Here is a 26,464-nt window from a genome sequence, read left to right as displayed (position 1 = left end):
AGTTTCAAATCTAACTTAATTATTTGACAATCTTTTTTAATGTAAGGGAATAATATTAAGGTTTTAAAAACTTTCGATTGCTTTTCATTAGTATTAAGTATTTTTGTCTTTTTAATCAGAAGTGTAACTTTTATCAAATAAAATAAATATTTGTAAAAAGTTCATGAATTATCAACTCAATTTATAATCAATGCGTAATTATTCACCTCTTAAAAAACAACTCATAAAATTTATACTTATTGGAATTTTAGCGGTTGTTGTAGATTTAATTTGCTATTATTTTTTACTGCGTTTATTGCATGAGAAAGCATTTTCAGAGATAAGTAATGAAGCTTTTGCAAAAACAATCTCTTTTTTATGTGGTTTAAATGTTACTTATATTTTCAACAAATCTTGGACATGGAAGCATAATAATAAATCATCTAAAAGATTTGGAAAATTCATAATTCTTTATAGTTTTTCTTTACTTATAAATGTATTTATGAATTCTTTTTTTCTTAGGATTTTACAAAAAAATATAGCATTTACAGCAATTCCTTACAAATATTTCGTAGCATTTGTAGGTGCAACTTTATTGAGTGCATCATTTAATTTTATTGGTCAAAAAGTGTGGGTTTTTAAATAAAAAATATTACAAATCCAATTCAAATGTTTGGCGTAATTTCTCAATCAATGGATTTTTTTCTTTCATTTTATTAAACTTTTCTTGAGGAGTATAGGCAAACTTTTTAGATACAGTTTCGTCTAAAATTACGGAGATGTCAATTCCATAATTATTCAGTTTTTCTCTCAAAAAATGCAGTAAGTTGGGTCTTGCTCTTAAAAACTGATCTTCCATTAACGAATTGGAAACAGTGCATGATATTTGAAAATTTTCGCCTAAAATTGGTTTTCCAATACTCAAAATAGCAGCCATGCTTTGTTCCCCTTTTTTTTCTAATAAAGAAGTATATTCGTTCCAATACAATTCCAATTGTTTAACGGTAAAAACGGTTTTAGGATAGTCATCATAATTTTCTTCTACCACCGATTTTTCTATCTCTTTGGGTTTGAAAACACTTTTCAAAGACAAGGAAGATTCTCTTTTTTGAAGCTTTTCTATGATGGATTTTTGGGGTTCAGCAACGATTTTTTTGCTTTGTTCTGGAACCGATTTTACAGTTTCAACAGCAATTTTCAGAGTTTCTTTGACAACTTCTTTTTTAGCAGGCATCAAAGCTTGAAAAAAGGTTGCCGGAATTATGAAGTTAGCTGGTTTTTTTTTTTTCTCCATCAAAAGTGATAGAGGCAATTTGCATTAAAGTCAATTCCACCAGCAATCGCTGAATTTTACTGATTTTATAATTCAAGTCGCAAGAATTTGCTTTTTCGATGGCATCCATCAAAAATGAAACGCTTGCTTTGGTTGCTTGTACTAAATATTTTTGTTTGGCAATGTCACCAACTTCTAGCAAATCAAGTGTTATTTTATCTTTTGCTACCAATAAATCTCGAAAATGACTTGCCAAACCATTGATAAAATGATGTCCTTCAAAACCTTTGGATAAAATGATATTGAAAGCATTCAACACCTCAGGAATGTTATTTGTTAACAGCAAATCCGTCATCGAAAAATACGTGTCATAATCCAAGACATTCAAGTTTTCAGCAACAGCTTCTCTTGTCAAATTTTTTCCAGAAAAACTGATAACTCTGTCAAAAATGGACAATGCATCACGCATGGCACCATCTGCTTTTTGAGCAATGATGTGCAAAGCATCATCATCTGCTGTGATTCCTTCGTTTTTGCAAATGGTTTTCAGATAGTTTTTTGCATCTAAGACACCAATTCTTTTGAAATCAAAAATCTGACAACGAGATAAAATCGTTGGAATAATTTTGTGTTTTTCGGTGGTTGCTAAAATGAAAATAGCATGTGCTGGGGGTTCTTCCAAGGTTTTTAGAAACGCATTGAAAGCAGCTTGAGATAACATGTGCACCTCATCAATGATATATACTTTATATTTTCCTGTTTGTGGTGGAATGCGCACTTGGTCAGTAAGACTTCTAATGTCATCTACTGAATTATTAGAAGCAGCATCCAATTCGAAAATATTGAAAGCAAAATCCTCGTCTTCAGCAATATTTGAGCCTTGAAGATTGATTTTTTTTGCTAAAATCCTTGCACAAGAAGTTTTTCCAACACCTCTCGGACCTGTAAAAAGCAAAGCTTGTGCTAAGTGATTATTTTTAATCGCATTTTCTAAAGTATTCGTAATTGCTTGTTGCCCAATAACATCCTCAAAATTTTGAGGGCGATATTTGCGCGCAGAAACGATAAAATGCTCCATATTTTTTTATTGGTCAACAAAAATACATATCTAGGGCGTGTTTTACAAGATGGATTCTTAATAAATTGTGAAAGTTGTAAACAAAATGTAAATTGTTGTATTTTTAGACGACGAATGACAATGAAGTAATGAGTCAATAAAATATTGAAATAATAAAAATTAAATAATTTATATATGAAATACACTAACATTCTTTTTTCAACAATCCTATTCACTTTTATTTCGTGTATTGGAGCTGAAAAAAATCAACCAACAACAGCAAAAAAAAGTTACACACCTTCTCAAGAAACCAAAGTGGCTTATTTTGCAAGTGGCTGTTTTTGGTGTGTGGAAGCTATTTTTGAAAGTGTAAAAGGAGTAGAGGAGGCAGTTTCTGGATATGCAGGAGGACATACAAAAAATCCAACCTATGAATCAACTGGAAAAGGAGATACAGGACATGCTGAAACTGTGGCTGTGTATTACAATCCGAAAATAGTGTCATTTGAAACATTGGTGAAAGTGTATTATGGTTCGCACAATCCAACTACCGTAAATGGCCAACATCCTGATTATGGAAGTCAATATCGTTCTATTATTTTTTACAGCAATGAACAAGAAAAAACCATCATAAATAAAATAATAGCAAAGCTCAATAAAGAAGAATACAATGGAAAAGTTGCGACTGAAGTGCAAAAATTCAAGAAATTTTACAAAGCTGAAGATTACCATCAGGATTTTGAAACAAACAATCCAAATCAGCCCTATGTAAAAGCAGTTTCTATCCCAAGATTGAATCGATTTAAAAAGATGTTTCCTGAATTGTTAAAGGAAAATGAGAAACAGTAATAAAAAAACCTCACAAATTGTGAGGTTTTTTTATGTTTTGAAAGAAGTAATTATTCTTTTACTTCTGGTTCTTTCAAACCTAATTTGTCCATTACTAATTTTGTAATATCAAATTTCTCATCAATATAAGCAAACTGATTTCCTTGAATGGTTAAGATTTGTGTGTATTTGTTTTCTTTGGCAACCAAATCAATAACATCATTCAGTTTTTTATACAAAGGACGCATCAACTCATTTTGTTTCAATTGCATCAATTTCGAACCATTTTCTTGATATTTTTGAATATCTTGTTCCATGACTTTGATTTCAGAAATCAATGTTTTTTTCATCAATTCCCCATATTCTTTTTCATTTTTATTATAATAATCCACTTTTGTTTGATATTCTTTCATTTTTATGGTAAATGAAGAATCCAATTTTTGACCATATTCTTGGGCCATTTTTACTACAATTTTTGTTTCTGGCATTAAATTGATGATGTAATCATTATCAATTGTACCTAATTTGGTTTGCCCAAAAGCAATAGTGCTAAATAACAGCGCACTTAAAAAAACTATTTTTGATTTCATGATTGAATTTATTTTGGCAAAGATATAAAAGTGAGTGAACTACAAAAGCGTTCTTCGTTAAAAAGTAGCCAATCTTTCTAAAATGGCATTGATAATTTCTTGGGAAGGCGTTTTATAATCAAACCAATGAATGGTTTCCTCTTTTCGAAACCAAGTCAATTGTCTTTTGGCAAATCTGCGCGTATTTTTTTTGATTTCAGAAATGGCAAACTCTAATGAACTATTTCCATCAAAAAAGTCAAACAATTCACGATAACCAACTGTTTGCAAAGCATTTAGATTTTTATGTGGATACAATTGTTTGGCTTCCTCAAGCAATCCTTTTTCCATCATGATGTCAACTCGTTGATTGATTCTGTCATAAATTTCAGCTCTTTCTGCGGTTAATCCAATTTGAATGATATTGAAATTTCTGGCATTTTTTTCTTTGTTTTTGAAAGATGAATAGGGTTTTTGTGTTCCAATGCAAATTTCTAAAGCTCTCATAATCCTGTGAGGATTGTCAATAGCAATGGTTTCAAAGCTCTCTAAATCTAACATTTTGAGTTGTGATTGCAGATATTCAATGCCTTTTTCTTGCAAATCTTTTTGAAGTTGTTCTCTGATAGAGGAATCAATTTCTGGAAAATCATCCAATCCATTCAGCACTGCATTTACATACAATCCACTTCCTCCAACCATAATTTGAATGGAATTTTGTGCAAATAATTCGTCTAATTGTTGTAGTGCTTCACGTTCAAAATGTCCCACATTGTATTCTTCAAAAATCGATTTATTTTGGATAAAATAATGCGTTGCAGCAGTTAATTCTTCAGTTTCAGGAACAGCTGTCCCAATACTCATTTCTTTGAAAAACTGACGAGAATCACAGGAAATAATACTCGCATTGAAATGACTTGCTAGCTGAATACTCAACGCCGTTTTTCCAATCGCTGTTGGACCTACAATAGTGATAAGCGTATTTGTTTTTTTAGAATTCATGAATGTAAGTTACTGCCACATTGATAACAATGTTTTGCTTTTTCTTTGTGATGTTCTGCTGCACAATTTGGGCAAACTTCCGTGTTTTCTTCTAAAATTTGATTCTTTTTTGTCATTTCCGAACTTACAATTCCAGTAGGAATTGCAATAATGGCATATCCTATAATCATGATGATGCTTGCAATAAATTGACCAAAAGGAGTTTGCGGAGTAATATCGCCAAAACCAACTGTGGTTAGTGTAACAATCGCCCAATAAATACTTTTAGGAATATTGGTAAAACCATTTTCAGCACCTTCAATAATGTACATAATGGTTCCTAAAATTATACAAAGTATGATCACAAAATATAAAAACACCGCAATTTTAGTTTTACTGGCTTTCATTGCTAAAATCAAATTGTTGGAAGCGCCAATATAACGTGTAAGTTTTAAAATTCTAAAAACGCGCAACAATCGCAAAGCTCTTAATGCAATTAAATTGTGCGAACCTACTATAATGAAAGATAAATATTTGGGAATAGTAGAAAGTAAATCTATGATTCCGTAAAAACTAAATATATAGGAAAGAGGTTTTTTTACAGATACAATTCTAAGAATATATTCAATTGAAAAAAGAATGGTAATGATCCATTCTGAGATATTTAAAAGGGCATAGTATTTTTCGTTTATAGATTGTACACTTTCCAGGATCACTAAAAAAACACTTAAAAGAATAAAAATCAATAAAATGACATCAAAAAGTTTTCCTTCTTTGGTGTCTGCTTCATAAATTATTTCATGAAGACGTGATCTCCAGTCTTTTTTTGGTTTCGTTTTTTTCAAAATGCTTTCAAATTGGTATTGCAATACTACAAATATTTTATGAAACTGAATTTTTTTCTATCGATTTTCTCCCTATTTACAAGGGTTTTAAAAAAAAGTTTAAAAAAAATCAACTTTTTTAAAACCGCAACTTGAATTCTCTCGTAAGTATGTGTGAGAGACAAATTAAAACAAACATTAAAAACTCACACAATGAAAAAAACAAAAATTTTAGCAGTAACCATTTTCTCAGCGATTATTGGTTTAGTAGCAATTGCAGCAGATCATATTGATGCTCCTGCAACACAAGGAACAAGTGCAGACATCACAGATTTCTATGCTTTTCAGGGAGAAGATACCAATAATTTGGTATTCGTAGCCAACGTACAAGGATTGTTAAGTCCGACAGCAACAGCAAGTGCTTCTTTTGATGAGAATGTATTAGTGGAATTCAACATTGATACAAATAATGACAACATCGAAGATTTGGTCATTCAGGCAATTCCAAGAGATGGTAAAATGTATTTCTTTGGCCCGTCTGCACCTGCATCACCAGGATTGAACAGTTTTGTAAATGTATCTGCAACAAAATCAGAAGTGGCAATCACTCCTTATGGGTCAAATGCGATTGTGGCAACTCAAAACAACATGAAGTTTTTTGCTGGGCCAAGAGACGATCCTTTCTTTATGGATTTTGCACAATATGGTGCTATTTTAGGAGGAAATGCTTCAGGTTTTAACAATCCAGGGGCAGATACTTTTGCAGGTTCAAACGTATTATCCATCGTAGTTGAAGTCCCAAAGAGTAGCATTGGAGGTTCAGGTACCATCAATACTTGGGTAGAAGCAAAAACAAAAAGATAATTAACATCAAACTTTAAAAAACAATATCATGAAATTACCAGTTTTAAAATATATAGCAATCGCAACTTTTTCACTTTTTGTAATTAGTTGCAATGATAATGACGATAATATGTCTGAAATGGACAACCAATTTGCAGGAGTATATGAGCAAAAAGATCAAATGGGAAGACCAGCAGTCAATACGGTTTTTGTGTCATCAGCAAGTAAAAATGCTTTCAACACAACTGTGCCTTCTCAACAAGGAGCTGCATTCCAATCCATGTTTCAAACAAATTTGATGGGATTAAGTCCAGCGTTCGCAAATGCAGGTGACAAAAATGCCTTGGGATTGGATGCAGCATCTTTCACAGGATTGCTAGCAACAGACGTATTGAATGTTTCCTTAGATGGAAAAACCACTTTTTTTGATGGCACAAATGTATTAACAGGAAGAGCTTTGGCTGATGATGTGATTACAGTTGAATTGTTATTGATTTTTGGTGGAGAAGATTTTTCTGAAAATCCAACTTTATCTAATGACAATGTAGATGCCAATGACAAACCATTTTTGACATCATTTCCTTACTTGGCAAGTCCTTGGTAGGATAACACAAACCCCCTAAAAAGTAAAAAACCCCTTATAAACTGGCGTATGAACCCCTAAAACATACGCCAGTTATTTTAAAAAACAAACAACCCAAAACCAACCCAACTCATGAAAACAACCTCATTCATCTTAGGACTCTTATTGATAGTCGTTAGCTGTTCAAAAAACACGCAACAGCAAATCACAGACCCAAAAGAATATGCAGCATATTTAAACGTTACTGAAAATATTTCGTTAGAAAATGCTCAAAAAGAATTGGAATTCTGGACAACAAAATTAGAAGCAACTCCCAATCAATATCCGTATTTGCAAAAAATAGCTTCAGCAAATACACACTTGTTTTCCATCACAGGAAATATCAACTATCTTAAAGAAGCAGAAACTAAATTGTTGCAAGCAAATGAAAAAACGAATTATGATAATGCAGGATATTTGCGCAGTTTGGCAAGAAATTACGTTTCACAACACCGATTTAAAGAAGCTTTAGAGTTACTGTTAAAAGCTGAAAAGAATGGCGAAAATCTTCAATTGACAGAATTTCAATTGATTGATGTGTACTTAGAATTGGGAAATACTTCAAAAGCAGAGGCATATTTATCCAAAGTAAAAGATTTTAACAGCTTTGAATATTTGATCCGAATTTCAAAATTTAGCGATGCCATTGGAAATTTAGACAGTGCCATCAACTATTTAGAAAAGGCGTTGCAAAGAATTGAAAATTCAAACAAACCTGAATTGTTAGAATGGGCACACACCAATTTGGGTGATTATTATGGTCATGCTGGGAGATTGCAAGAAGCCTATCAATCGTATTTAAAAGCCTTGAACATCAATCCAAATAATAGTTATGCTAAAAAAGGAATTGCTTGGATTGTATTTTCACACGAAAAAAATCCTGCTAAATCTTTAGCCATTTTAGCAGCTATCGAACAAGAAACCATGGCACCTGATTTGCATTTACTGAAAGCAGAAATAGCAGAATATTCAGGGAATTTTGCAGAAAAAGAACAACATATCAAACAGTATTTTACAGCAGTAAACAATGAAAAATACGGTGCCATGTATGCAAAATACAACGTTCTTTTATTGGCTGAAAATACATCTACTATAAAAGAAGCTATAGAAATTGCAAAAAGAGAAGTAAAAGAGCGTCCCACAGCACAATCGTTTGATTTGCTGGCTTGGTCTTACTTTAAAAATGGCGATGTTAAAAAAGCGTTAACTATTATAGAAAAACAGGTAATTCCCCATACTTTTGAACCCGAATTATTATTTCATGCAGTGCAGATTTTAAAAGCAAACAATCGAAATCAAGAAGCAAGTTTATTAATTGCCGATTTGAAAGAAAGTAGCTTTGAATTAGGACCTAATACTGCCAAAATAATCTCCAAACTATAAGAAATCAATATGAAAAAAAGTATTTTTTTAATTGCCTTATTTGTCAGTACATTTTCGGCAATTGCACAACAACTCAAAGGACGTGTTTTGGATGTCATGAATCAACCTATAGAAAACGCCTATGTTTTCAACACAAACACCAATTCACATACACATACAGACAGTAATGGAAATTTTATCTTAGAAAAAACAGTGGTTGGAAATCAACTGGAAATTGGGATATTAGGATTTAAAAAAGCCACTATCATCATCACTGAAAATCAATTGCAGGAAGGCATTCAAATTACCTTAGAAACCAATGTTTTTCAGTTAGATGAACTTATTATTGGCAAAGAAAAAGATGCTTTGAAAACCATTGCTCGTATTGATTTGGAATTAAATCCTGTTAACAATTCTCAAGAAATTCTGCGAAAAGTACCAGGATTATTCATAGGTCAACATGCAGGAGGAGGAAAAGCAGAACAGATTTTTTTGCGCGGTTTTGACATTGATCATGGAACAGATATTACGTTATCAGTAGATGGCATGCCTATCAACATGGTTTCGCATGCACATGGTCAAGGGTATAGCGATTTGCATTTTATCATCCCTGAAACGATTCAGAAAATAGATTTTGGCAAAGGACCTTATTATGCCAATCAAGGAGATTTTAACACTGCTGGTTATGTGAGTTTTGATACTAAAAATAGCCTTCCAACAAATACTGTTTCAGTAGGTTATGGAGATTTCAATTCATTCAGAACTCTAGGAATGTTCAATTTATTAGAACACAACAGCAAAGATGATGCGTATGTGGCAGTGGAATATATAGAAACGGATGGCCCTTTTGAATCCCCTCAAAACTTTAATAGATTGAATTTGTTTGCCAAATACAATACCTATTTAAATGGTTCAGACAAGTTGACTTTTACAACGTCGCATTTTACAAGCAGATGGGATGCATCAGGACAAATTCCGCAAAGAGCTGTTGATAATGGAATGATTACAAGATTTGGAGCGATTGATGACACAGAAGGAGGAAAGACTTCTCGTTCAAATATCAATGTGCAATTGCAAAAAACATTGGCAGACAATTCGTTCATGAAAGCAAATGCATTTTATAGCAATTACAATTTTGAATTGTTTTCCAATTTTACTTTTTTCCTAGAAAATCCGGTAGATGGTGATCAAATAAAACAGTTTGAAGAGCGTGATATTTTTGGGATGAATGTGCAGTTTACGGATATAATTGACAATGGAAAAACAGAAACGACCATCAATAAAGGCATTGGTTTTCGATTTGATAACAGCTTAGGAAATCAATTAGCAAGTACTAAAAATAGAACAGAAATTCTTCAAAACATTCAATTAGGTGATATCCAGCAAACCAATGCGTATGCTTTTTACAATGCCACTTTCGAGTTGGGAAAATGGAAAATTGCACCAGCAGTTCGTTTTGACTATTTCAAATTTTTATACAATGATGCGTTGAGTACCAATTATGAAACCTTGTCAAATACGAAGTCAATCGTAAATCCAAAATTGAACTTTTTTTACACACCTAATGACAATATGCAATGGTTTTTAAAATCAGGAATTGGGTTTCATTCCAATGATGCAAGAGTAGTTTTACAACAAAATGCAGACAAAATTTTGCCAAGAGCCTATGGTTTGGATTTCGGAAACATCTGGAAACCTTCTAAAAATCTAGTCATAAACACTGCAGCTTGGTATTTATTTTCCGAAGAAGAATTTGTGTATGTGGGCGATGCAGGAATTGTAGAACCATCTGGAAAATCAGAAAGATTTGGATTGGATGTAGGTTTGCGTTATCAATTGACTGATCATTTATTTTTCACTTCAGATGCTACTGTAACCAAAGCTAGAAGTTTGGAAGCAATTTCGGGAGAAGATTTTATTCCCTTAGCACCCAATTTTACCTTGGCAGGAGGATTGTCAATGACACAAAAAGGCAATTTTTCTGGAAGTTTCAATTATCGATATTTGGGTGATAGACCAGCCAATGAAGACAATAGCATTGTTGCAAAAGGATATTTTGTGAGTGACATCAACTTGAATTATCATTTAAAAAATACGACTATTGGGGTTTCAGTAGAAAATCTTTTCAATGTAGCTTGGAACGAAACACAGTTTGCTACGGAATCAAGATTGCAAAATGAGGTAAATTCCGTAGAAGAAATTCATTTTACACCAGGAACACCATTTTTTGCAAAACTTTCCATTGTTTGTCAATTTTAACATATAAAAAGTAATCATTGTTTGATTAGTTTTGGTTGGGTGAAACGTCTGTTACAATCTTGTAACAGGCGTTTCTGTTTTAAAATTTTTGAATTTTGAACCCTAAATCTTGAACTCCCACCACCACGAATTCACGGATGTTGAGTTTTTTTTGATGGATTTTCACGGATGAGAATCAATTTTCAATTGATATGAATGAAGAATAACATTGAATTTCTGAACCTTAAATTCACTTTACAATCCCGAAAACTTTGAATTTTGAATCCTAAATCTTGAACTCCCACCACCACGAATTCACGGATGTTGAGTTTTTTTGATGGAATTTTAGGATGAGAATCAATTTTAAATTGATTTGAATGAAGAATAGCATTGAATTTCTGAACCTTAAATTCACTTTACAATCCCGAAAACTTGAACCTTGAATCCAAAATCTTGAACTCCCACACAAAAGTTGCTAGCACCTCAGTGCCCAACTGCTATTCCCTCAGTGCCCAATTGCAATCGGGCACTGAGGCAACTACCTATAAATACTACAATTTCTCCAGAGAAGTTGTAGTATTAGTTCAAAGTAATTGTACTATATTTATAGACTAATTTTAGAACTATTGGGTACTTGCCACGGTATGCGCTAGCAGTTGCCTCAGTACGCAATGGCAGTTGCCTTGGAAGGGAGTAGCAAGAACTTCAGTATCGTATATTAAAAACAAACTTATGGCATTACAATACCAAATTATCAAGCTATTTCCTAAATTAAAACAAGATGGCAATAAGGAATTCCTGTATTGAAAATGGTGTAGGAAAGAATTGCTTTTTTACAATATTTTTCATGTATTTGCAGTACTGATGTACATGATATTTGATTTATTTGTATTTTGGGGGCTGAATTAGCGACTGTTGTTTTTATAAAAAGTTACATAAATTTGCGTATATAAACTAGTTGGCAACTATTAAAGAAAAACTATGTACACACAAAAAAACATTAACGAATTAATTGAACTTTCGAAAAATCAAAAAAGTCTGACTTTTGAATCTCAACTTAAATTACAAGTTGAATTTAAGAAAAGAAATCTTCAAACAAATATTTCAGAATTGGAGAATTCAATAAATAAAAAACTATTAGAAATTAAAAATCTAGAATATTTGAAAAATCTAGGATTAGAATTTGTAAATATTGGAAATTATATAAGAATACAAAGAACTACAAAAGCCATACTTATTGACTTCATTGCAATTATTTTAGGAATACTGTTTTGCATAATTGGATTTTATGGAATAGTTGGAATAATTAGTTATTTCTTAAGCGATAATGAATTTGATATTTTATCTCTTATAATTCAAGTTGGATTAATATCAATTGGAATATTAGGAATTAAATTCTTAAACGGAATAAAAAGATTAATTGATTACGCTGGTTTTGAATTGTTGAATGAAAATGGAATCATAACTTTGAAAAAAAGGTTTGACACAAAACTTATAAAAATCCAAAAGAATGAATCTTTACTCGAATTAAAAGAACAATCTGAATTAATTACTTTGAAATTAGAAAATATAGAAATTATAAGTGCAAATGTTAACAATATAGTTCAACGAATGACAATAGAGGAATTAACTAAAAGATTAAAAACAGTTGCCAACACCGTACAAAATTAATTGCTTGCTTTTTGCTTACTTACGAAAATCCTCGCGGATTTTCTTTGTCAGTTTTTATTTATTAAATTTAGTGCTTAAACAACGCAACTAACTTTGTACAAACACGTAATATACAAAATCCTAAAATTATGAAATTAAAACATTTGACTTTTAGCTTACTAGTTTTTTTAGTAATCAATTCCTGCAGTGAAGATAAAGACTCACAGCCTGACCCAATTACAAAAGCAAACATTACTGGATCTGTCAATTTGTACGACGAAGGAATAACACAAGTTGACAATTCTAATATGAAAGTAAAGGTAGAAGGAGTAACACCTTCTATTTCAGCAATAACAGATGTTAATGGGAAATTCACTTTAATAGATGTACCTTTTGGAACCTATACTATTGTCTATGAGAAATTAGGGTTTGGAACATTTAAAAAAGTTAACATTGAACATCTAAACAGTGCAACAGCAATTCTAAACACACCGTCATTAGGAAAAATTTCTACTACGCAAATAACAAACCTTGAAGCAAACGTCAGTGGAAATAATATTATAATTTCAGTTACAACTAATCCTGCAGGAAATAATGGCAACCGCCGGTATATTCGGTATTTTCTTGACATGGATTCAAATGTTAGTAATGAATCCTACACCTATTATTCTTTGGGACTTATTTCACAAATAAATCCTTATCAAATAATTTTATCACAAAATGATTTAACCAAAGCTGGTTTTTCATCGGGACAGACTGTAAATGTGAAAGTTTATGGTGATTCATTTTGGAGCAACGAATATTATGATCCAAATTTAGGAAGGAATGTTTTCCCTAATTTGAATATGGCTTCAGTTAGTTCGGTGGCATTTGTTATACCCTAATAAAATGTCAGCATATAAAAACTTATATAAAAAACATTTGGCAGTCAGTGGGTTATCGAAGGTTTCATATACGTAAACCTTTAGCGTCTTTTAAGAAAACTATGAAAAAAGCATATTTCAATCTGATTTTTCTGATTTTAATTATAATTCTATTTTTATTATTTATATATAGCGGAATTGAAATTACTGAAAGTAAAACAGAAACTATGGAGTGGAAAGGTGGACGATTTATACTGACTGATTTGACTAAAGTAATCGGAATTTTATTAATTCTAACTCTGCCAATTTACGTTTTTTTAAAAAGAGGTATTATTCAACTGTTGCACAACCACTTCAAAAAACTATCCAAACGCTTAAAAATTAGAATTTCCTCCACCTAAAATAAGTTTCCACAAAAATTAAAATACATATCAAACAAAATTAATAATGATTGACTTTCAAAAAGAATACATTCTTGAAAATAATGCAGTGAGATTGACACCTTTGAAAATAGAAGACTATGAAAAGTTAGTTGATTTTGCCATCAACGAACCTGATTTATGGACGTACTCATTGATTCAGGCAAATTCTCCTGATAAGATGAAAGTATATATTGAAAAGGCAATAGAAAGTAGAAAAAACAGCAATTCATATCCTTTCTTAGTATTTGACAAGCGCAAAAATCAATATGCAGGCAGCACAAGATTTTATGATGTTCAAATAGAGAATGCAACCCTACAACTTGGATTTACTTGGTATGGAAAAGATTTTCAAGGCACAGGAATCAACAAAAATTGTAAATATTTGCTTTTAGAATTTGCTTTTGAAGTACTGAAAATGGAAAGGGTAGAGTTTAGAGCAGACAATGAAAATACAAGAAGTATCAATGCCATGAAAAGTATTGGCTGTATTGTTGAGGGCGTTTTGAGAAGCAATACCTATAAACCCAATGGAAAAAGACGCGACAGTATTGTTTTGAGTATTCTTTCAGATGAATGGCACAAAACTGTGAAACAAACGCTCAAAGAAAAAATCAGCAATAAGCAGTAAATGAATTGCTATTTTCAACACAAATAATCCTCTTTGTAAATAAATAAAATATGATGACATCAATTATTCCAAAACTTCCTATGCGCAATAAGGCTGTAACCAGAGATTTTTATATAAATCAATTGGGTTTTGTTGATATCGGAAGTACTGATTATGAAGGCTACTTGTTAGTCAAAAAAAATACTATTGAAATACATTTTTTTGAGTTCAAAACACTAGACCCTAAAGAAAATTATGGACAAGTTTATATTCGGACTAAGGGAATTGAGGCGCTTTATCAATCAATGATGCACAATCAAATCCAGATACATCCAGCAGGGCATTTACAAACAAAACCTTGGGGTCAAAAAGAATTTTCATTGCTTGATCCTGACCATAATTTACTCACCTTTGGAGAGCAAATTTCCTAACATAAACATCCGTTTTAATTGGGTACTATTTCAAATACTCATCAAAAGTACCATCCGAATAAAAGACCACAATTCGTTGTATTTTTTTCCCTTCATCAATCTTTGATGATCCAAAAGTTGGAGTAGAAGAGGGGAGTGTGCTCAGGGAATTTTTAGGGAAAGTTCCTTTTCCGTCAATCAACCAATAGAGTTCAACTTCCTTAAAAACGGAAGTAATTTTCATGATGAAATCCAAACTAGGTTTGTTTCTTCCAGACAACAAATGAGAGATACTAGAACGCTGAACACCTATTTTATCAGCAAAAACAGCAGCAGATAAATCATAATAATCCATTATTTTTTTGAGTCGAAGTGTAAACTCATCACTGTTTAGCATTGTAACTTTTTTGTTTATTACAAATGTAATTCAATTAAAGGAAACAGCAATGAGGTATCTAAAAGAAAGTTTTAAATTATGTTTTAAACATTAATTAAAGCTTTATGTAAGTTATATAATATACTGAATAAGTGTAATATATAGTTTTTTAAAATCTTTTTATAGTAAAATCTTATTCGGTATTTTTTGTTGTTACAATCTTAATTTTTGAATGCAATTAAAAATTACAATTGTATTCAAACTCAATGTTTACAAATGTAACATTTGTTCAATTTACATTTGTAATATTTTAATTGTTTACTGATGTGAATTCAATTATTTTTGCTAAAAATAATTACACACTATAGTGACGATATTATCTTCAACTTTTGTACAATCGCTTTTTGAACAGCACAAAGAATTGGCTCTTTTTGGAAAGTGGATTCAATTCAAAGACATCCAATCCCTTTTTGAAAAGCATCAAAACGTTTTCCAAATTTCGCAACTTGGTTTTTCTGAACTGCAAAAACCCATCATGAAATTAAAAATTGGGACTGGCGAAAAACGAATTTTGTTATGGTCGCAAATGCATGGAAATGAAAGTACAGGGACCAAAGCACTTTTTGATTTGTTCAATTGTTTTTCAAACAGCAATGAACCCATATTGAAAGAAATTTTGACCAATTGTACCTTATTATTTATCCCGATGTTAAATCCTGATGGTTCTGAAGTTTACACCCGAATAAATGCAAATTCTATTGATTTGAATAGAGACGCATTAGATAAACTTGCCATTGAAAGTCAATTATTACGACAAACTTTGGACGATTTCAAGCCTCACTTTTGTTTTAATTTGCATGATCAACGGACTATTTTCGGAGTTGAAGGCACAAAAAATCCTGCAACGATTTCATTTTTAGCACCTTCTGAAGAAGTTTCAAGAGCTATTACTCAAGGCAGAATTCAGACCATGAATGTAATTGTAGCCATGAATGCATTGCTGCAACAAATCATTCCAAATTTCGTAGGAAGATATACAGACGAATTTTATCCCACAGCAACAGGAGATAATTTTCAGAAATTGGGCTACAATACCATTTTGATTGAATCCGGTCATTTTCCTGATGATTACAACCGAGAATTTTCTAGAGAATATACGTTTTATGCTATTTTACAAGGACTATTTCACATTGCCAAAAATGATGTTTTTGAATCGTATGAATCGTATTTTGACATCCCAAATAATGAAAAAATGTTCTTTGATGTGATTCATAGAAATCCAAACAAAAAGGATGTTGCGTATCAGTATATTGATAAAATTATTGACAATCAATTGGTTTCAATTTTAGAAAAAGTAGTAGGAGAAGACCTCAAAAATAAGATTGGACTTAACGAAATCGTTTTCTATTCCAAATTAAATTAAACTTTTCACATTTTTCATTGTTATATATTAAATTAAATTTATAAATTTGCGACATAATTTGAATAATGTACAAAAATGAAAAAATTTCTTTTAGATGAAATAGATCATCAAATCTTGGATATCCTAATAGAAAATGCAAGAACTCCTTTTACGGACATTGCAAAACAGTTATTGGTATCAGCAGGAACCATTCACGTTAGAGTAAAAAAAATGGAAGATGAAGGGATTATTCAAGGTTCAACATTGACATTGAATTACGAAAAAATGGGATATTCTTTTATAGCTCATGTGGGTGTTTTTTTAGAAAAAACTTCGATGACACAAAGCGTAATTGAAAATTTAAAGAAAATTCCAAACGTAACAGTAGCGTATGTAACTGCAGGAAAATACAATATTTTCTGTAAAGTCAGAGCAAAAGGAACCAATGATGCAAAAGATGTCATTTACAAAATTGATGATATACCTGGTGTGAATAGAACTGAAACCATGATTGCATTGGAAGAAAGTTTGAACGATAAAAAACGTATGATGCACGCTATTTTTGCAGAATTATAATCAATAGCGAATACCATAAAAAATAAAACCTTATCACTAAAAATGATAAGGTTTTTTTATGCAATAAAATTCTTTATCAGTAGCTTTGTTTTCTGATGAATTAATATTTTATGAATCCAAAAATTGAATATACTGTAAATTCTTCCTTAGACAATGCAACCTTATTGCATTTATACAAATTGCTTTTAAAACCGCGTTTGATTGAAGAAAAAATGTTGATTTTGCTAAGACAAGGCAAAATTTCGAAATGGTTTTCAGGCATTGGTCAAGAAGCCATTGCAGTAGGAGTAACTGCTGCACTTGAAAAAGACGAATATATTTTGCCCATGCATAGAAACTTGGGCGTTTTCACCACAAGAGAAATTCCACTTTTTAGATTGTTTTCTCAATGGCAAGGAAAAATGAACGGATTCACAAAAGGACGTGACAGAAGTTTTCATTTTGGAACGCAAGAATTCAAAATTGTTGGTATGATTTCTCATTTAGGTCCGCAAATGGGCATAGCTGACGGAATTGCACTTTCTAATAAATTACAAAAAAACAACAAAGTTTGCGCAGTTTTCACTGGTGAAGGTGGCACAAGTGAAGGAGATTTTCATGAAGCTTTGAATGTGGCAGCAGTTTGGAAATTGCCTGTTTTATTTTGTGTTGAAAACAATGGATATGGCTTGTCAACGCCAATTTCTGAGCAATTTAGTTGCGAAAACATCGCTGATAAAGGCATTGGATATGGCATGGAAAGTCACATTATTGATGGCAATAATATCATTGAAGTATACACAAAAGTGAAAGAATTGGTCAATAGTTTGCGAACGAATCCAAGACCAATTTTGTTAGAATTCATAACCTTCAGAATGCGAGGTCATGAAGAAGCAAGTGGCACAAAATATGTTCCGCAAGCATTGCTAGATTTTTGGGCTGCAAAAGACCCCGTTGAGAATTACCAAACGTTTTTAAAAGAGCAACAAATTCTTTCAGATGTACTGGAAAATGAATACAAAGAGGCTATTTCGAAAGAAATCAATGAGCATTTACAGATTGCATTTGATGAAGAAAAAATCACTCCAAATTATGAAAACGAGCTGAATGACGTTTATAAATCAGTTGATTATAAAGCAATTACACCATCAGAAACCAAGAAAAATATCCGTTTTATAGATGCCATTTCAGATGGATTGCGTTTATCAATGCAACATCATGAAGATTTAATTTTGATGGGACAAGACATTGCTGAATATGGAGGCGCTTTCAAAATTACTGAAGGGTTTGTCAACGAATTTGGAAATGAACGAGTGAAAAATACGCCCATTTGTGAATCTGCGATTGTTTCTGCGGCTTATGGATTGTCTGTGAATGGTGTGAAATCGGTTGTTGAAATGCAATTTGCTGATTTTGTAAGTTCAGGATTCAATCCGATTGTAAATTTATTAGCAAAATCTCATTATAGATGGCAACAAATTGCAGACGTTGTTGTGAGAATGCCTTGTGGCGCAGGCGTAAGTGCAGGCCCATTTCACAGTCAAACCAATGAAGCTTGGTTTACCAAAACACCAGGTTTGAAAGTGGTGTATCCAGCTTTTCCACAAGATGCTAAAGGATTGCTAATCAGTGCAATTAATGACCCAAATCCTGTCTTGTTTTTTGAACACAAAGCGTTGTATAGAGCTGTATATCAAGAAGTTTCAGAAGGATATTTCACCATTGAAATTGGAAAAGGTAATTTGTTGAAAGAAGGAAAAAACTTGAGTATTATCAGTTATGGAGCATCAGTTCATTGGGTGTTAGACGCTTTAAAGAATCTGCCAGAAATTGAAGCAGATGTGATTGATTTGCGCACTTTGCAACCTTTGGATACTGATATGATTTTTGCTTCTGTCAAGAAAACTGGAAAAGTATTGATTGTGCAAGAAGATTCATTGTTTGGTGGAATTGCCAGTGATATTTCAGCATTCATTACTGAAAATTGTTTTGAATTTTTGGATGCGCCTATAAAACGAGTTGGAAGTATGGAAACACCCATTCCTTTTCAATCAGATTTAGAACAACAATATTTGGGAAAATCAAAAGTGGAAGCAGCAATCAAAGCTTTGAATTCGTATTAATTTTGCAAAATATATAAATAATGGAACATTTTTTTCAATGCCCACATTGTTGGGAAGAAATTTCAATGATTTTGGATGAAAGCGTCCCAAATCAAACATATATTGAAGATTGTGAAGTTTGTTGCAATCCCATCGAAGTTTCTGTGTATTTTGAAGATGGAGAATTGAGTGGCTTTGAAGCTGAATCTATAGAACAATAAATCAACTTATTGTAGAGGATTTTTCCAAGAAAATTGTTTAAATAAAGAATTCCAATCATCAGTAAATGAAGCATTTAATTCAATTTCATTTTCTGTAAAAGGATGAATAAAAGACAATTTTCCGGCATGTAAAAATAGGTAATTCCAACCAAAATTTTCAATAAACATATCATCATGATTTTTGTCACCATATTTTCCATCACCAATTAAAGGATGGCTAATTTTGGTCATGTGAACACGTAATTGATGCATTCTTCCAGTTCTAGGAAACAATGCAACCAAACTGTAACGTGATGTATCATAGGGTTTTACAGGAATATCTAGTGTAATTGTTGCTAAAGTTTTCAATGTGGTATACGCTTCTTTGTAAACTGTAGAATCACGCCCTTTTACTGGAGAATCAATGATTTTTTCGTCAGGAGCAAAGCCACGAACTACACCAAAATAGGTTTTTTGAATTCGATTTTCAGTAAAAAGTTCTTGAAATTTAGAGACGAATTTGGTTTCTTTTGCCAATAAAACAATCCCAGAAGTTCTACGATCCAATCTGTGAACTGGATACACTTTCAGCGAGGTTTTTTCTGTAATAAGCTGTAAAAGAGACAATTCTTGTTTTACACTTCTTGACATTTTTGCATGATGCACCAACATATCATTGGGTTTGTTGACACAAATACAATATTCGTCTTCAAAAATAATGTCTAATTCCATGATTTCAAAAATACTCTTTAAAAGCTAAAAATATTAGGATTTTTTTATCAAATTACTTTCATGATTTTTTGTAATTTTAAATCGCTATAAATCAATAAAATATGCAGATAGTTTTCAGGTTTTTACTCATCACAGTATTTATTACAAGTACTTACAGTTGTAAAAGTACTGCAACGATTGGTGAAATTGATACAATGAAAAGAATCGTATTAGCTAAAAAAATTAAAATTACTGCAAATTCTGCTACACCAATTGCATTTGCAAATACGAGAGGATTGGAAAATTTATTGCCACCAGGAAGTAATGTGGCAAATATCAATTTGGTAAATATTCAAAATCACATACTTGTCAAAGGCGATAGTTTACTGATTGATTTGCCATATTATGGAGAATTACAAATTGTTACAGGATATAATTCAGATGCAGGAATTAATTTTGAGGGAATTCCAACAACATCAAAATTTGTATTTAATGAAAGAAAGAAATCGTATCAATTAGATTTTGAAACAAAACTACAGAATGAATCTCTAAGAATGTCAATCACATTATTTCCGAATAAAAGAAGCAGTTTTGTCATCAATAGTAGTAGAAGAACTACAATCACATATGACGGAACATGGAATGAATTAGAAGACTAAATTCATTTGGCTATATTTTTTATTTAACATAATATAAATTATAGTTTATTTATATGGATTACTAATCCAATAAAAATACATTTATATTACAATAAATTATGTACAGTTTGTTGATGAATAAAATTTAAGCAACACAATGATATTTCACATTTTGCTCAATATAACTTTTTACAATTCCTTTATTTTTCAAATCATCAATAACGGTATACAAAACAAGAATCATTGAAATAGATTCAACTTTCTTTAAGATTTGAAAACTTGTTAAAGGTTGTTCTTTGATAAGATTTACTACTGCTAATTCTACTGGGGTTAAATTTTCTGTTGACATGGGATTTATATTTATACCGTAAAATTAAAATGAAATTAATTTTTGGACATAAATATTCGATTAAACGAAGTTCTAAATCTTTGAATGGAAAAAAAATGAAGTTGAATGGTAAAATAAAAAGCATTGTTTCTATTAAAAAACAATGCTTTTTTACAGATTGACAAAAAAGATCTATTAGCTTGCGCAGTGATATTTTCTATCTTGTTTTACAAAACTTTTTAAAACTCCTTTACTTTTTAATTCGTCTAAAATGTTATACAATGATAAAATCATTGGAACATTGTCAACTTTTTTTAAGATTTCGGAGCTAGTTAGGGGTTCGTTACGAACGGCATTAAGCACAGACTGCTCAGCAGCTGTTAAATTCAAATGTTTCATAGGGGTGAAATTTAGTGAAACAAATATACAATTTTTTTTTAAAATTCAAAAATTTGTTAATTTTTTATTGAAAATACTGAAAATCAACAATTAAATTTTCTTTACTGTGGTTATAAAGTACACTCCTGTCAATAAAATTATTGAAGCTATAATTGATTGAGTCGTCAAAATTTCATCCAGAAAAAACCAACCTAACAGTAATGCAATTACAGGATTTACATACGCTGAAGTGGAAACTTTCTCAGTATCAACTGCTTTTAAAAGATAATTAAAGGATGTAAACGCAACAATTCCACCAAAAATGATTAAAAAAATCAACGATCCTAACACTTTTGGACTCCAATCAAATGGTGAAATCCATTCTTCTTGAAAACTAAGACTTGCGAAACATAAAACAGCTCCTGCAAAAAGCATTTGATAGCCTGTACTTACCATAAAACTTTTTGGTAATTGTGCTTTTGATACAAAAACACTTCCATAACTCCAACTTAAAACACAGGTTAAAATCATGAAAATTCCCAATAAACTGTTTTCTGAAGTGGTTAATTCTTGTTGACTCACCAATAAATACATGCCAAACATTCCTAAAGAAATTCCAATTATTGATTTTCTTTTCATTGGTTTTCTATCAATCAAACGCAGCAAAAGCAACACAAATATAGGTTGTGATGCAGAAATTAACGCTCCAAAACCACTGTCAACATATTTTAAAGCCCATACAAAAACGCCATTTCCATAAATCAGAAAGAAAAAGGATGCAATCATTGAATTTGTCAATTGCTTTTTAGAAATGCGTAAATCTTGTTTAAAAATCTTCGCCAAAAGAATCATCAGACTTCCAGCAACAAAAAAACGAATGGACGCTAAAAAAAATGGAGGCAATTCAGTAACTGCAATTTTATTGAATAAATACGTAGAACCCCAAATAACGTATATCGCAATAAAAGCAAGAATGATGAGTAGTTTTGAATTTTTCAATGGTTGTTTTTTAACGCAGCAAAAATACTATTAAAAAATAACTGAATTTGAATTTTATTCAATTCAAATTCGGGAAATGTTTATATTTGAATCTTAACAATTCTAAAAAATGGAAAAAGAAATTTTTGATAAATCAAGATTCATTAGTTTTAGTGATGCAGTATTTTCTATTGCAATGACTTTACTTGTATTGGAAGTTGTAATTCCTAGTTATTCAGAGTTGCAAACTGGAAATACTCTTTTAATTTTACAAAATAGAATTCCAAGTTTTATTGGATTGATAGTCAGTTTTTTAGTGACTGCAATTTATTGGATTGGACATATGAGAATCATGAAATATGCTTCGACAATTGATACAAAAATACTTTGGTACAATATTTTTCTATTATTTTTTATTGTACTACTCCCCTTTTCTACTGCTTTTTATGTGAAAGGATTCAGTTACAAAGGCCCTTTTGCTTTTTATTGTTTTAATTTGGCTGCTATCGGTTTTTTTAATTTTTTACTAAATATTTACATCCCCAAAAAAGAAAAAGGACTTACAGGAATCACACCTATTTTAGCTACATACTTCAAATACAGAGCATTAAATGCTTTTTTAATTTGGTTAATTGCGGGTTTTTTAGCATTTTATATTCCAACAATTGCAAGAATTCTATTTATTCTTTTGTTCTTTTTTGAATTTTTATTGACCAGACATTTTAAGAAAAAACAGTTAAAAGAAACAATAATTGAATAAAAAATATCCATTTGATTCCTCTATAAAACATCATTTTATAATAGCTTTTTCGTTAGCTATTTGGATTTTTGTATTTCTTTTTTTTACAGAACCTTTAGATGTAAATGAGTTTGGTGATTCAGAAAAACTCATTTATTTGCCTTTGTATGGATTATTGGGCGCTTTTTGTTATCTAATTTTTTTACCAGTTCAACAATATTTATATCTAAAAAATGATAAAAATTGGTTTGTAAAAACTGAAATTTTCTTCTTTTTGATATTTGTTTTTGTAAGCGCTTTAATGGCTAGATTGTTTTATTTGTTCGTAATTGTTCCTGACGAACCCAATCCTTATCCATTGAATTATCATTTAAAAAAAGTAATTATTCCTGCATTTTTAACCATTTTACCAATTATTATTTTTGGCAGATATGCTTTTGGAAAATACAAAAACAAAAAAATAGAGGCTCAGAAAATTGAAATCAAAGGTGAAGGAAGTTATGAGGGTTTGCGATTGTTTTTAAACGATTTGATTTGTATTCAATCATCAGACAATTATATAGAAGTTTTTTATTTGTCAGGAAATCAACTTAAAAAGAGTTTGATTCGAAATAAGTTATCTGTTATTGATGATGAATTTCCTGAATTGTTAAGAACTCATCGTTCTTTTATCATCAATCCTTTTCATTTTTTACAATGGAAAACAGAAAAAGGAAAGCTATTTGTGTTGTTATTTCACCACATAGAAGTGCCTGTTTCTAAAACCTATCAAAATGAAGTAAAAACTGTTTTGAATTCTACCACAGAATAACTGAATTTCACCCCAAAAGCTTATTATTATTATTAAGTTTACTGATTTTTCATTTCTACATTTGTATCAGAAAATATAACATCAAAAATAATAGTATCATGAAAAAAAGCATCTCAATTTTAGCATTTATTTTATTTGTTTTTAATACCTCTTATAGTCAAAATGAGGTTTGCGATTGCAAAAAAGAGTTGGATTTTATGGTTGAAAAAATACAAAAAATGCCTTCCTATAAAAAACAAATTAAAGGAGAAAAATTGAAAGCATTTGAAACAACTTTCACTGAATTATCATCTAAAATGAATGAACCAATTTCTATAGAAACGTGCTTTAAATATCTACAAAAACAGCTGTTATTGATAAATGATGTGCATTCAAATATTGCTGTTTCAAAAAAATACAATGGTTTACAAAACTATACTTCAAACCTTTTACCTCAAATCAATCCTGAAAATTTAAAAGATAGTTTATCTAAAAAATCCTTGACTGATATTGAAGGTTTGTATTCTTATAAAGATGAGTTAATCATTGGAGTAATGTATCATAATTCGAAATCAAAATTGACAGGAATCGTCTTAGAAAGCAAACTTCCACAATGGAAAATGGGTGATATTAAGTTTGAAGCAACTCCTATTCAGGATTCAAAATATCATTTATATGATTATCATATTGAGCAAAAAACGCCAAGTTTATTGAAATCTTTGACACTTGAAAACGGAAGAATTTGGGGCTATAAAAAAATTGGAAATACTGCCAATGAAGAGTTGCCAATTAAAGGGCAAACAAATTGGGAATTTAAACAACTCAATGATACTACTCAATATTTGTATTTTGGTCATTTTAGCAACAGAAACAAAAAAGAACATCAAGCTTTTTATGAATCTGTAAAAGACAAATTAACCGCACAAAATATTATTGTTGACCTTAGAAATAATGCTGGTGGTAATAAAAAATTTTCTGATGTGTATTTAAAACTTCTAAAAAACAAAATTGTGTATATTTTAACCAACTGTTTTACAGGAAGTAATGGAGAGCAATTCACGCATAAATTGAGAAAATTAAAAAATGCAACACATCTAGGACAAACTACAAGAGGAGTAATTTCATATGGCATGAATTATGGATATTCATACAATTCGCCTTCTGGATATTTTGAAATAACCCCAACAGATATGGATTTTCATGAATATTTTGAATTTGAAAGTAAAGGAATTTCACCAGAAATCCAATTAGATTTCGATAAAGATTGGATTCAGCAAACGCTGGAGATTATCCAAAAGCGTTCATAATCTTATTATAAAATAATGAAATTTATTTTTAATTAGAAGAGAATAAATCTGTAATCCCCTACTTTTCTCTCCCTTTTAAAACTTCTACAACATCATGTATTTTGAAGCCTTTTGCTTGCAATAACATCAAATAATGAAACAATAAATCAGCACTTTCATTCAAAAAAAGGTCATTATTATTGTCTTTTGCTTCAATCACCACTTCTATTGCCTCCTCTCCTACTTTCTGTGCAATTTTATTAATTCCTTTTGCAAACAATGAAGCTACATAGCTTTTTTCGGTATCTGAATTTTGAATTCTGTCAGCAATAGTATTTTCTAAATGGGTTAAAAATCCGAAGTTTTGTGCATTATTTTCAGCCCAGCAAGTATCTGTTCCATTATGACAAGTGGGTCCTGTTGGATGTACAGAAATCAATAAAGTATCGTTATCACAATCCAATTTCATATCCACCAAAGTAAGCACATTACCACTTTCTTCTCCTTTTGTCCAAAGGCGGTTTTTAGTTCGTGAAAAAAACGTAACCAACTTTGTATCAATCGTTTTTTGGTACGCTTCTTCGTTCATATAGCCCAACATCAAAACGTTTTTCGTAGTAACATCTTGAATAATTGCAGGGACTAAACCATCGTAATTTTTATTAAAATCTATTTTCATATTAAAGTCTTACAGGAATATGATTCCTTTTTAATTCTTGTTTTAAATCCAAAATCGGAATTTCTCCAAAGTGAAAAACGCTTGCTGCCAAAGCTGCATCTGCTTTTCCTTCTTTGAATGTATCCACAAAATGTTGCATATTTCCTGCGCCACCAGAAGCAATAATAGGAATATTTACCAAATTGGACAAGGTTGCCAAGGCTTCATTTGCAAATCCGTTTTTAGTGCCATCATGATTCATGGAGGTAAATAAAATTTCGCCTGCACCCCGTTTCTCAACCTCTTTTGCCCAATCAAAAAGCTTGATTTCTGTTGGGATGGTACCTCCTGCCAAATGCACAAACCATTCACCCTCAATTTGTTTGGCATCAATGGCAACAACCACACATTGACTCCCAAATTTCTCAGCCAATTCATTGATTAAATCAGGTCTTTTTACGGCAGAAGAATTGATAGAAACCTTATCTGCACCCCATTTCAAGAGTTCATTGACGTTTTCTACGGATGAAATTCCACCTCCTACAGTAAACGGAATATTTACTTGTTCTGCTACTTGATGCACCATTTCAATCATGGTTTTTCTGCCTTCTAAAGTTGCGGAAATGTCTAGAAAAACCAATTCATCAGCACCTAAATCTGCATATTGTTTTGCCAAAACCACAGGATCTCCAGCATCAATCAAATTCACAAAATTAACGCCTTTTACAGTACGTCCGTTTTTAATATCCAAACAAGGAATGATTCTTTTTGTTAACATTAGCCCATCTAACCTTC

Annotated in this window: 29 protein-coding genes and 1 pseudogene; 19 read left to right on the top strand and 11 right to left on the bottom strand. The window is 31.2% G+C overall.

Annotated features, from left to right (window positions below; translation table 11 throughout):
* The first annotated feature begins 190 nt into the window (after positions 1-190).
* Positions 191-625, top strand: coding sequence for a GtrA family protein (locus tag IU405_RS08940; protein ID WP_197438267.1), 435 nt, complete (start codon positions 191-193; stop codon positions 623-625).
* Between the two features lie 6 nt (positions 626-631).
* Here the strand turns inward: IU405_RS08940 and dnaX are convergent.
* Positions 632-2,330, bottom strand: a pseudogene (dnaX, locus tag IU405_RS08935) (DNA polymerase III subunit gamma/tau).
* 174 nt (positions 2,331-2,504) lie between these two features.
* Between dnaX and msrA the strand changes: the two are divergent.
* Positions 2,505-3,158 carry a peptide-methionine (S)-S-oxide reductase MsrA gene (gene msrA, locus IU405_RS08930; protein WP_197438266.1) on the top strand — a complete coding sequence of 218 codons (654 nt, stop codon included), beginning with the start codon at positions 2,505-2,507 and terminating at the stop codon, positions 3,156-3,158.
* Positions 3,159-3,208: 50 nt separating this feature from the next.
* On the opposite strand, the gene IU405_RS08925 is transcribed toward msrA, so the two are convergent.
* Genes IU405_RS08925 through IU405_RS08915 form a run of 3 tightly spaced genes read right to left on the bottom strand, consistent with a single transcriptional unit; the run spans position 3,209 to position 5,532 of the window.
* Positions 3,209-3,727 (bottom strand): OmpH family outer membrane protein, encoded by a 519-nt coding sequence (locus IU405_RS08925; RefSeq protein ID WP_197438265.1) that lies wholly within the window; start codon positions 3,725-3,727, stop codon positions 3,209-3,211.
* A 57-nt stretch (positions 3,728-3,784) separates the two neighbouring features.
* Entirely contained in the window at positions 3,785-4,708 is a 924-nt protein-coding gene (miaA, locus tag IU405_RS08920) for a tRNA (adenosine(37)-N6)-dimethylallyltransferase MiaA (protein WP_197438264.1), read from the bottom strand.
* On the bottom strand, positions 4,705-5,532 hold the full coding sequence (locus tag IU405_RS08915) for an ion transporter (protein ID WP_197438263.1): 828 nt from the start codon (positions 5,530-5,532) through the stop codon (positions 4,705-4,707). Before IU405_RS08915 ends, miaA begins: the two co-directional genes overlap by 4 nt.
* Before the next feature lie 192 nt (positions 5,533-5,724).
* Here IU405_RS08915 and IU405_RS15770 point away from each other — a divergent pair, with 192 nt between their 5' ends.
* The 9 genes from IU405_RS15770 to IU405_RS08870 all read left to right on the top strand — a co-directional run bounded on the left by IU405_RS15770 (position 5,725) and on the right by IU405_RS08870 (position 14,549).
* Positions 5,725-6,375 (top strand): DUF4331 family protein, encoded by a 651-nt coding sequence (locus IU405_RS15770; RefSeq protein WP_197438262.1) that lies wholly within the window; start codon positions 5,725-5,727, stop codon positions 6,373-6,375.
* A gap of 28 nt (positions 6,376-6,403) precedes the next feature.
* Entirely contained in the window at positions 6,404-6,958 is a 555-nt protein-coding gene (locus IU405_RS08905; protein WP_197438261.1) for a DUF4331 family protein, read from the top strand.
* A 111-nt stretch (positions 6,959-7,069) separates the two neighbouring features.
* Positions 7,070-8,359, top strand: a complete 1,290-nt coding sequence (locus tag IU405_RS08900; RefSeq protein ID WP_197438260.1) for a tetratricopeptide repeat protein — start codon at positions 7,070-7,072, stop codon at positions 8,357-8,359.
* A gap of 9 nt (positions 8,360-8,368) precedes the next feature.
* On the top strand, positions 8,369-10,597 hold the full coding sequence (locus IU405_RS08895) for a TonB-dependent receptor (protein WP_197438259.1): 2,229 nt from the start codon (positions 8,369-8,371) through the stop codon (positions 10,595-10,597).
* A gap of 960 nt (positions 10,598-11,557) precedes the next feature.
* Entirely contained in the window at positions 11,558-12,247 is a 690-nt protein-coding gene (locus tag IU405_RS08890) for a hypothetical protein (RefSeq protein WP_197438258.1), read from the top strand.
* 128 nt (positions 12,248-12,375) lie between these two features.
* The gene (locus IU405_RS08885; protein ID WP_197438257.1) at positions 12,376-13,110 is read left to right on the top strand and encodes a carboxypeptidase-like regulatory domain-containing protein; all 735 of its coding nucleotides are present in this window, start codon (positions 12,376-12,378) and stop codon (positions 13,108-13,110) included.
* Between the two features lie 101 nt (positions 13,111-13,211).
* Positions 13,212-13,490: a hypothetical protein gene (locus IU405_RS08880; protein WP_197438256.1), complete on the top strand. Its 279-nt coding sequence runs from the start codon at positions 13,212-13,214 to the stop codon at positions 13,488-13,490.
* Between the two features lie 46 nt (positions 13,491-13,536).
* Positions 13,537-14,139: a GNAT family N-acetyltransferase gene (locus IU405_RS08875; RefSeq protein WP_197438255.1), complete on the top strand. Its 603-nt coding sequence runs from the start codon at positions 13,537-13,539 to the stop codon at positions 14,137-14,139.
* 50 nt (positions 14,140-14,189) lie between these two features.
* Positions 14,190-14,549 (top strand): bleomycin resistance protein, encoded by a 360-nt coding sequence (locus tag IU405_RS08870; RefSeq protein WP_197438254.1) that lies wholly within the window; start codon positions 14,190-14,192, stop codon positions 14,547-14,549.
* A 25-nt stretch (positions 14,550-14,574) separates the two neighbouring features.
* Here the strand turns inward: IU405_RS08870 and IU405_RS08865 are convergent, their stop codons facing one another.
* Positions 14,575-14,883 (bottom strand): helix-turn-helix transcriptional regulator, encoded by a 309-nt coding sequence (locus IU405_RS08865; RefSeq protein WP_410896747.1) that lies wholly within the window; start codon positions 14,881-14,883, stop codon positions 14,575-14,577.
* A 388-nt stretch (positions 14,884-15,271) separates the two neighbouring features.
* Between IU405_RS08865 and IU405_RS08860 the strand changes: the two genes are divergently transcribed.
* The 4 genes from IU405_RS08860 to IU405_RS08845 all read left to right on the top strand — a co-directional run bounded on the left by IU405_RS08860 (position 15,272) and on the right by IU405_RS08845 (position 19,184).
* Positions 15,272-16,327 carry a M14 family zinc carboxypeptidase gene (locus IU405_RS08860; RefSeq protein WP_197438252.1) on the top strand — a complete coding sequence of 352 codons (1,056 nt, stop codon included), beginning with the start codon at positions 15,272-15,274 and terminating at the stop codon, positions 16,325-16,327.
* Between the two features lie 75 nt (positions 16,328-16,402).
* Positions 16,403-16,882 carry an Lrp/AsnC family transcriptional regulator gene (locus tag IU405_RS08855; RefSeq protein WP_105045561.1) on the top strand — a complete coding sequence of 160 codons (480 nt, stop codon included), beginning with the start codon at positions 16,403-16,405 and terminating at the stop codon, positions 16,880-16,882.
* A gap of 110 nt (positions 16,883-16,992) precedes the next feature.
* On the top strand, positions 16,993-18,984 hold the full coding sequence (locus IU405_RS08850) for a thiamine pyrophosphate-dependent enzyme (RefSeq protein ID WP_197438251.1): 1,992 nt from the start codon (positions 16,993-16,995) through the stop codon (positions 18,982-18,984).
* A gap of 17 nt (positions 18,985-19,001) precedes the next feature.
* Positions 19,002-19,184 carry a CPXCG motif-containing cysteine-rich protein gene (locus IU405_RS08845; RefSeq protein ID WP_197438340.1) on the top strand — a complete coding sequence of 61 codons (183 nt, stop codon included), beginning with the start codon at positions 19,002-19,004 and terminating at the stop codon, positions 19,182-19,184.
* Positions 19,185-19,190: 6 nt separating this feature from the next.
* Here the strand turns inward: IU405_RS08845 and IU405_RS08840 are convergent, their stop codons facing one another.
* Positions 19,191-19,895, bottom strand: coding sequence for a pseudouridine synthase (locus IU405_RS08840; RefSeq protein ID WP_197438250.1), 705 nt, complete (start codon positions 19,893-19,895; stop codon positions 19,191-19,193).
* A 101-nt stretch (positions 19,896-19,996) separates the two neighbouring features.
* On the opposite strand from IU405_RS08840, the gene IU405_RS08835 reads away from it, so the two are divergent.
* Positions 19,997-20,533: a DUF4251 domain-containing protein gene (locus IU405_RS08835; RefSeq protein ID WP_197438249.1), complete on the top strand. Its 537-nt coding sequence runs from the start codon at positions 19,997-19,999 to the stop codon at positions 20,531-20,533.
* 124 nt (positions 20,534-20,657) lie between these two features.
* On the opposite strand, the gene IU405_RS08830 is transcribed toward IU405_RS08835, so the two are convergent.
* From IU405_RS08830 to IU405_RS08820, 3 genes are all read right to left on the bottom strand, one after another.
* Positions 20,658-20,861 carry a hypothetical protein gene (locus IU405_RS08830; protein WP_197438248.1) on the bottom strand — a complete coding sequence of 68 codons (204 nt, stop codon included), beginning with the start codon at positions 20,859-20,861 and terminating at the stop codon, positions 20,658-20,660.
* Between the two features lie 174 nt (positions 20,862-21,035).
* Positions 21,036-21,239 carry a hypothetical protein gene (locus tag IU405_RS08825; protein ID WP_197438247.1) on the bottom strand — a complete coding sequence of 68 codons (204 nt, stop codon included), beginning with the start codon at positions 21,237-21,239 and terminating at the stop codon, positions 21,036-21,038.
* A gap of 90 nt (positions 21,240-21,329) precedes the next feature.
* Positions 21,330-22,217, bottom strand: a complete 888-nt coding sequence (locus tag IU405_RS08820; protein WP_197438246.1) for an EamA family transporter — start codon at positions 22,215-22,217, stop codon at positions 21,330-21,332.
* Between the two features lie 109 nt (positions 22,218-22,326).
* Between IU405_RS08820 and IU405_RS08815 the strand changes: the two genes are divergently transcribed.
* From IU405_RS08815 to IU405_RS08805, 3 genes are all read left to right on the top strand, one after another.
* A complete protein-coding gene (locus tag IU405_RS08815) occupies positions 22,327-22,956 on the top strand; it encodes a TMEM175 family protein (protein ID WP_197438245.1) in 630 nt (209 codons plus the stop codon).
* Positions 22,949-23,746, top strand: coding sequence for a LytTR family DNA-binding domain-containing protein (locus IU405_RS08810; RefSeq protein WP_197438244.1), 798 nt, complete (start codon positions 22,949-22,951; stop codon positions 23,744-23,746). The genes IU405_RS08815 and IU405_RS08810 overlap by 8 nt, the downstream gene beginning before the upstream one ends.
* 98 nt (positions 23,747-23,844) lie before the next feature.
* On the top strand, positions 23,845-25,032 hold the full coding sequence (locus IU405_RS08805; protein WP_197438243.1) for a S41 family peptidase: 1,188 nt from the start codon (positions 23,845-23,847) through the stop codon (positions 25,030-25,032).
* A gap of 58 nt (positions 25,033-25,090) precedes the next feature.
* On the opposite strand, the gene hisIE is transcribed toward IU405_RS08805, so the two are convergent.
* Positions 25,091-25,690 (bottom strand): bifunctional phosphoribosyl-AMP cyclohydrolase/phosphoribosyl-ATP diphosphatase HisIE, encoded by a 600-nt coding sequence (hisIE, locus tag IU405_RS08800; protein WP_197438242.1) that lies wholly within the window; start codon positions 25,688-25,690, stop codon positions 25,091-25,093.
* Between the two features lies 1 nt (position 25,691).
* Positions 25,692-26,447, bottom strand: a complete 756-nt coding sequence (hisF, locus tag IU405_RS08795) for an imidazole glycerol phosphate synthase subunit HisF (protein WP_197438241.1) — start codon at positions 26,445-26,447, stop codon at positions 25,692-25,694.
* Between the last annotated feature and the right edge of the window lie 17 nt (positions 26,448-26,464).

Origin of the sequence: Polaribacter sp. BAL334, assembly GCF_015767435.1 — a bacterium.
GTDB lineage: Bacteria > Bacteroidota > Bacteroidia > Flavobacteriales > Flavobacteriaceae > Polaribacter.
Note: the sequence above shows the minus strand (reverse complement) of the source record. Positions and strands in the feature narration are given on the sequence as shown.

Bases quoted from the DNA above. Each gene is read 5' to 3' on its own strand.
- IU405_RS08880 (WP_197438256.1), top strand. From the start codon at position 13,212: ATGAAAAAAGCATATTTCAATCTGATTTTTCTGATTTTAATTATAATT.
- IU405_RS08830 (WP_197438248.1), bottom strand. From the start codon at position 20,861: ATGTCAACAGAAAATTTAACCCCAGTAGAATTAGCAGTAGTAAATCTT.
- IU405_RS08905 (WP_197438261.1), top strand. From the start codon at position 6,404: ATGAAATTACCAGTTTTAAAATATATAGCAATCGCAACTTTTTCACTT.
- IU405_RS08850 (WP_197438251.1), top strand. From the start codon at position 16,993: ATGAATCCAAAAATTGAATATACTGTAAATTCTTCCTTAGACAATGCA.
- IU405_RS08890 (WP_197438258.1), top strand. From the start codon at position 11,558: ATGTACACACAAAAAAACATTAACGAATTAATTGAACTTTCGAAAAAT.
- IU405_RS08940 (WP_197438267.1), top strand. From the start codon at position 191: ATGCGTAATTATTCACCTCTTAAAAAACAACTCATAAAATTTATACTT.
- IU405_RS08870 (WP_197438254.1), top strand. From the start codon at position 14,190: ATGATGACATCAATTATTCCAAAACTTCCTATGCGCAATAAGGCTGTA.
- IU405_RS08805 (WP_197438243.1), top strand. From the start codon at position 23,845: ATGAAAAAAAGCATCTCAATTTTAGCATTTATTTTATTTGTTTTTAAT.
- IU405_RS08925 (WP_197438265.1), bottom strand. From the start codon at position 3,727: ATGAAATCAAAAATAGTTTTTTTAAGTGCGCTGTTATTTAGCACTATT.
- IU405_RS08835 (WP_197438249.1), top strand. From the start codon at position 19,997: ATGCAGATAGTTTTCAGGTTTTTACTCATCACAGTATTTATTACAAGT.
- hisF (WP_197438241.1), bottom strand. From the start codon at position 26,447: ATGTTAACAAAAAGAATCATTCCTTGTTTGGATATTAAAAACGGACGT.
- msrA (WP_197438266.1), top strand. From the start codon at position 2,505: ATGAAATACACTAACATTCTTTTTTCAACAATCCTATTCACTTTTATT.
- IU405_RS15770 (WP_197438262.1), top strand. From the start codon at position 5,725: ATGAAAAAAACAAAAATTTTAGCAGTAACCATTTTCTCAGCGATTATT.
- IU405_RS08895 (WP_197438259.1), top strand. From the start codon at position 8,369: ATGAAAAAAAGTATTTTTTTAATTGCCTTATTTGTCAGTACATTTTCG.
- IU405_RS08840 (WP_197438250.1), bottom strand. From the start codon at position 19,895: ATGGAATTAGACATTATTTTTGAAGACGAATATTGTATTTGTGTCAAC.
- IU405_RS08825 (WP_197438247.1), bottom strand. From the start codon at position 21,239: ATGAAACATTTGAATTTAACAGCTGCTGAGCAGTCTGTGCTTAATGCC.
- IU405_RS08855 (WP_105045561.1), top strand. From the start codon at position 16,403: ATGAAAAAATTTCTTTTAGATGAAATAGATCATCAAATCTTGGATATC.
- IU405_RS08900 (WP_197438260.1), top strand. From the start codon at position 7,070: ATGAAAACAACCTCATTCATCTTAGGACTCTTATTGATAGTCGTTAGC.
- hisIE (WP_197438242.1), bottom strand. From the start codon at position 25,690: ATGAAAATAGATTTTAATAAAAATTACGATGGTTTAGTCCCTGCAATT.
- IU405_RS08865 (WP_410896747.1), bottom strand. From the start codon at position 14,883: ATGGATTATTATGATTTATCTGCTGCTGTTTTTGCTGATAAAATAGGT.
- IU405_RS08885 (WP_197438257.1), top strand. From the start codon at position 12,376: ATGAAATTAAAACATTTGACTTTTAGCTTACTAGTTTTTTTAGTAATC.
- miaA (WP_197438264.1), bottom strand. From the start codon at position 4,708: ATGAATTCTAAAAAAACAAATACGCTTATCACTATTGTAGGTCCAACA.
- IU405_RS08875 (WP_197438255.1), top strand. From the start codon at position 13,537: ATGATTGACTTTCAAAAAGAATACATTCTTGAAAATAATGCAGTGAGA.
- IU405_RS08815 (WP_197438245.1), top strand. From the start codon at position 22,327: ATGGAAAAAGAAATTTTTGATAAATCAAGATTCATTAGTTTTAGTGAT.